Below are 5,021 nucleotides of genomic sequence, written 5' to 3'. Positions count from 1 at the left end.
GCGAGCGCGTCGTCCGCGGGGCGGGCACCGGCCGGGGCCGGGGCGGGCACGAGCGGGGCGACCGCGGGCAGCAGGCGGGCGGCGGCCGCGGCGGCGGCGAGCGCGACCGCGGCGTCGGTGGTCTCGGGGGCGTTCATCAGGGCTTCTCCTCGACGGTGACGACCATGCAGGCGAGGCGGGAACCGTTGTTCCCCGCGGCGGCTCGCGCGAGCACGACGCCGTCCACCACCACGTCGAGCGGCTGGGACGACGGGTGGGACAGGGGGACGACGTCGCCGACGGACAGGCCGACGACGTCGCGGGGGCGGACGACGACCGGCGCGAACCGGACGGCGACCTCGACGGGCACGTCCTCGACGGCGGCCTCCAGGTCGAGCACCGCGAGCTCGTGGGCCCGCTGGTCCTCGAGGGACCGGCTGCCCGCGCCGTCGGCCTGGCGGACGGCGGCCAGCAGCACCTCGGCGGGGAACATGACGGTGGTGACGTCCTCGCGCTCACCGACCCGCATGAGGAACGTGGCGACCAGCACCGCGTCGGAGGCCGGGACGGCCTGCACGAACTGCGGGTTGTACTGGACGGAGCGCAGCGTCACGTCCAGCGGCGTCAGCGACGAGAACGCGTAGCCGAGGTCGCCGAGCGCGGCGCCCATGACGCCGCGGAGCAGGGTCAGCTCGATCTCGGTGAGCTCGCGCTCCTCGCGGGCGTCGCCCGTGCCGGGGCCGCCGAGCATGTAGTCGATCCAGACCATCGTGGCGCTGACCGGGACCTGCACGACGGCGGTCTGCCGGGTCTGCTCGATGGTGCACAGCATCATCGCCGTGGTGCCGGGCAGGCCGCGCACGTACTCGTCGTACGTCTGCAGGCTCAGCCCGTCGAGCGTCACCTGGGCCATCGCCCGCAGGCGGGCCGTGAGCTGGTTGCCCCACTGGCGGGCGAACGTCTCGAACGCCATCTCGAGCACGCGGGCGTGCTCGCGCGCCATCGTCATCGGACGCCGGAAGTCGTAGGGCTCGGGCACGTGCGTGCGCCGCCTGGAGCGCGCCGGGGCCTGACCCGTGGTGTGGACCGTCACGCCCACCCTGATCGGCGCGCAACCGGGTGATGTGAGGGGTCGCGCCCGGGACTTTCCCCGCCCTCGGCCCGTCGTGGGCCGGCGTGCTGCGGAGCGATGTGGCGCCCTCCGTGGCGCCGTGGTTCACCGGTTCGGGTGACACCCCAGGTCAGGGGCGTCAGGCGACCGGCCGGACGGGGCGCGCGTCGCCGCGCGCGCCGTCACTGGGTGACGTAGTTCGTCAGGTAGACGTCCATCACCTCGCCCTCGTACAGCTCCTGGAGCTGGTGCAGGAACTCCGCCTTCAGCTCGACGCGCTTCGCCGGGTCGCTGACCTCGGACACGCTGCGGCCGGAGAACAGGGCGATCGCCGCGTCGACGGCCTTGCCGCTCTCGGGGGCCTCCTCGCCGACGTCGGCCGTCAGCTGGAGCTCGAACCCGAGGCGCAGGTAGTGCCCGTCCGCCAGGTTGAGGCTGACCGGCTCGACCGCGACGACGGCACCGGGCTCGGGCGCCGGCTCCTCCTCGGCGGCGGGCTCCCCGCCGCCGCGGCCGAGCAGCAGGTACGCCGCCGCCCCGCCCGCGACCAGGACGACCGCCCCGATGATGAGGAGCAGCTTCTTCTTGCCGCCCTTCTTCTTCTCCGGCTCCGCGGCGGGCGCCGGTGCCGGCGTGCTCCCGCCGCCGATCTTCTGGCCACCGCCGATCTTCTGACCGCCGCCGACCACGCGCTGCTCGATGGGCATCGCCCCTACCCTCCCGTCGTGCTTCCGGCCGCCACTGCGGGCAGCAGGGCGCGCACCGCTTCGGGTGCCGCGCTGAGAATGACCATGTCGACCCGCCGGTTGGCGGTCATCGCGTCCTCGCCCGTCCCCTGGACCAGGGGCCGGGTGTCGCCGTAGCCCACCGCCTGGATGCGGGTGCCCGGCATGCCGTCGCGCTCCACCAGGTACCGCAGCACCTGGGTGGCGCGGTCGGAGGAGAGCTCCCAGTTCGTGGCGTAGCGCCCCGAGATCGGGATCGTGTTGGCGTGGCCCTCGACCGAGATCTGCTCCTGGAGGCCCACGAGCGTGGGCGCCGCGAGGTCGAGCACCTTCCCCGCGGTCGCGGTCAGCGTGGCCGACCCCTGCGCGAAGAAGACGTCGTCGGCGACCAGCCCGAGCACCAGCCCGCGCTCGTCCACCCGGAACCGGACCTGGTCCTGCAGGCCCTGCGCGGTGAGCGCGGCGAGGATGTGCTCGCGCACCTCCTCGAGGTGCGCCGCCTCGGCCTGCGCCGCGGCGAGCACGCTCGCATCCACCTGGGTGGGGTCGGCCGACGTCTGCGGAGCCGGGTCGGACGCCTGCAGGCCGAGGCCCTCGTCCGCGTCCACGATCCCGGAGGTGCCGGCGTCCGGCTGGTCCTCGGTGATCGACAGCCCGTCCATCGTGCCGTCCGTGCCGTCGAGCACCGACTGGTTGACCGACCCGTCGCCGAACCCCGCCGCCAGCGACGCCTTGAGGGCGACGTACTTCTCCTGGTCGACCTGGCTGATGGCGAACAGGACGATGAACAGCGCCATGAGCACGGTGATCATGTCCGAGTAGGACACGAGCCAGCGCTCGTGGTTGACGTGCTCCTCCTCGTGCCCCCCGCCGCGGCGACCGCGACCGCGGCCCCCGTGGCCGGAGCTCACGCCGCTTCCTTGGCCGCGGGCGTGTCGGGCAGCAGGCTGCGCAGCCGCTCGCCGACCAGGCGCGGGTTGGCGCCGGCCTGGACGGCCAGCAGGCCCTCCAGCGTCACCTCCATCTGCGCGCACTCCAGGTCGGAGAACCGCTTGATGCGGGCGCCCAGCGGCAGCCAGACCACGTTCGCCGACAGGATGCCCCAGAGGGTGGCGACGAACGCCGCGGCGATCGAGTGGCCCAGCGAGGCCGGGTCGGACAGGTTCTCCAGCACGTGCACCAGCGAGATGACCGTGCCGATGATGCCGATCGTGGGGGCGTAGCCGCCCATGTCGGCGAAGTACTTGGACCAGACCTTCTCGCGGGACCGCTTGGTGGCGATCTTGTCCTCGAGGATCATCCGCAGGTCGTCGGGGTCGGTGCCGTCGATCGCGGCCTGCAGGCCGCCGCGCAGGAACTCGTCGTCGATGTCCTTCGCCGCGTCCTCCAGGGCCAGCAGGCCCTCCCGGCGGGCGCGGTCGGCCAGGTCGACGAGCGTGTCCACGGTCGACGTCGGGTCCGGCACCTTGTTCATCAGGGCGCGCGGCACGGCCTTGAACGACTCGATGACGTCCTTGACCGTGTGGCCGGCGATGCCGACACCGATCGTGCCGACCCACACCAGCAGCAGCGGCGCGGGCAGGAAGATGGACATCGGGTCGGCGCCCTCCATGAGGAGGGCCCCGAAGATCGCACCGAAGGCGACGACCAGCCCGATGAAGCCGGCGGGATCCATCAGCGGCTCCTGGGTCGCAGGGGAACGGGTTCGGCGATCGCGTCGCCGTCGTCCTCGGCCGGGTCCGCGTCGCCCCCGGGGGCGGCGTCGCGGACCAGCTCGACGGTGGGCGCCGGCGCGGCCTGGATCTCCTGGGCACGGGCCAGGAGCTGGGCGCGGTGCTCGTTGACCCGCGCGATGACCTCGGCCATCGACTCGCGGACGATGTACTTCGTCCCGTCGATGAGGGTCAGGATGGTGTCGGGCGCGCTGTCGACGCGCTGGAGCAGGTCGGGGTTCACCCCGAACTGGGCCCCGTTGAGGCGCGTCACGATGATCACAGCGGTGTCCCGTCCCTGGTGGTGCGTGTGCGGCTCTCGCCGCCGCGGCCCGTCCGTGTGCCGCTCACCCCTGTCCATCGGACGCGGGGCCCGGGCGCTGAGGGGTTTGGGGGACTTCCGAGCTGTCGCGGGGGCCCGTGCGTGCGCCCTCCTCCCGGGCGATCACGGCGCCGTCGCGCTCGCCGCCGTCGGCACCGATCAGAACGGTGGCGGTGCGTCGTGGGGGTCGGTGGTGGCGTCGTGGGTCCGGCCGGTGCCGGGTCGCACGAGGTAGCGGTGGCCGGTGGGGGTGATCCACTCGAACAGCCCGGGCTGGATCTGGCGCAGCCAGAAGCCGCCGTCGGTCTTGAGGCGGTGGTGGCGGTGGCAGAGCGGTCCGAGGTTGTCGGCGTCGGTGCGGCCGAGGGGTTGATCGGGTGGGTCGCCGGGTTGTCGGTGGTACTCGATGGTGTGGTCCAGGTCGGCGCGCCGTGCCGGGAAGGTGCACCCGGGCGCGACACAGGTTCTGTCGCGGGTGCGCACGAACTCGGCCAGCCCGGCTGGTGGCCGGTACCGCTCACGTCCGACATCCAGGACCTGGTCGGTGAGCGGGTCGGTGACGATGCGCCGCCACACCCCGCCGTCGGCCAGCGCCCTGGCGCGGACAGCGTCGATCGGGCCGTACCCGTCGAGGTCCGCGGGCTTGTCGTCCAGTCCGAGCAGGGTGGAGGCGGCGATGGTGACCCGCACCTCGGCGCCCGGGCGGCCGGCGCAGCGCCCGCAGCCACGCCGGGCGGTGGTCGCCCGCGCGGTAGCAGTCGACGCGGCTCCGGGCGCGAGCTCGGTCGGCGCGGTAGCCGTCGGTGTGGTGGCGGGCACCGTGGGTGCGGTGCCGGGAACGGTCGACGCGGTGCCGGGCACGGCCGACACGGTGTCGGCCACCGCCGGCGCGGTGCTCACCGGGACCACGGTGGCGGTCGGGATCGGCTCGACGGGGCGTGGGCGCACCGGTTGACGTCGGGTGGTGGTCACGAGCCAGTCCGCCCCTCGGCGTGGGGTCGGCAGCACCGGGGCGGGTGGGTCGAGGTGCACCTCGAACGCCGGCCCGTCGGACTCGGGCACGTCGCCGACCACGAGGTCGCGCAGGCCGTCGGCGCGCAGCTGGTCCAGGGTCCGGGGGTCCCCGAGTGCCTTGGCTGCGCGGGCGGTGTGGTCCAGGACCCCGTCGACGC

Annotated in this window: 6 protein-coding genes; all 6 read right to left on the bottom strand. The window is 73.9% G+C overall.

Annotation, left to right across the window (positions count from 1 at the left end):
- Positions 1 to 136: 136 nt before the first annotated feature.
- The gene (locus tag FA014_RS17725) at positions 137 to 1,072 is read right to left on the bottom strand and encodes a FliM/FliN family flagellar motor switch protein (RefSeq protein WP_154730952.1); all 936 of its coding nucleotides are present in this window, start codon (positions 1,070 to 1,072) and stop codon (positions 137 to 139) included.
- A gap of 200 nt (positions 1,073 to 1,272) precedes the next feature.
- Entirely contained in the window at positions 1,273 to 1,797 is a 525-nt protein-coding gene (locus tag FA014_RS17720; RefSeq protein ID WP_154730951.1) for a flagellar basal body-associated FliL family protein, read from the bottom strand.
- Between the two features lie 5 nt (positions 1,798 to 1,802).
- Positions 1,803 to 2,726, bottom strand: a complete 924-nt coding sequence (locus tag FA014_RS17715; protein WP_154730950.1) for an OmpA/MotB family protein — start codon at positions 2,724 to 2,726, stop codon at positions 1,803 to 1,805.
- Positions 2,723 to 3,490 (bottom strand): motility protein A, encoded by a 768-nt coding sequence (locus FA014_RS17710; RefSeq protein WP_154730949.1) that lies wholly within the window; start codon positions 3,488 to 3,490, stop codon positions 2,723 to 2,725. Before FA014_RS17710 ends, FA014_RS17715 begins: the two co-directional genes overlap by 4 nt.
- Positions 3,490 to 3,810 (bottom strand): flagellar FlbD family protein, encoded by a 321-nt coding sequence (locus FA014_RS17705; protein ID WP_154730948.1) that lies wholly within the window; start codon positions 3,808 to 3,810, stop codon positions 3,490 to 3,492. The genes FA014_RS17710 and FA014_RS17705 overlap by 1 nt, the downstream gene beginning before the upstream one ends.
- Positions 3,811 to 4,008: 198 nt before the next feature.
- Positions 4,009 to 5,021: HNH endonuclease signature motif containing protein (locus FA014_RS17700; RefSeq protein WP_154730947.1), on the bottom strand; the 1,013-nt coding region annotated here is incomplete at its 5' end.

It is taken from the genome of Cellulomonas hominis (genome assembly GCF_005239125.1).
Lineage (GTDB): Bacteria > Actinomycetota > Actinomycetes > Actinomycetales > Cellulomonadaceae > Cellulomonas > Cellulomonas hominis_A.
Note: the sequence above shows the minus strand (reverse complement) of the source record. Positions and strands in the feature narration are given on the sequence as shown.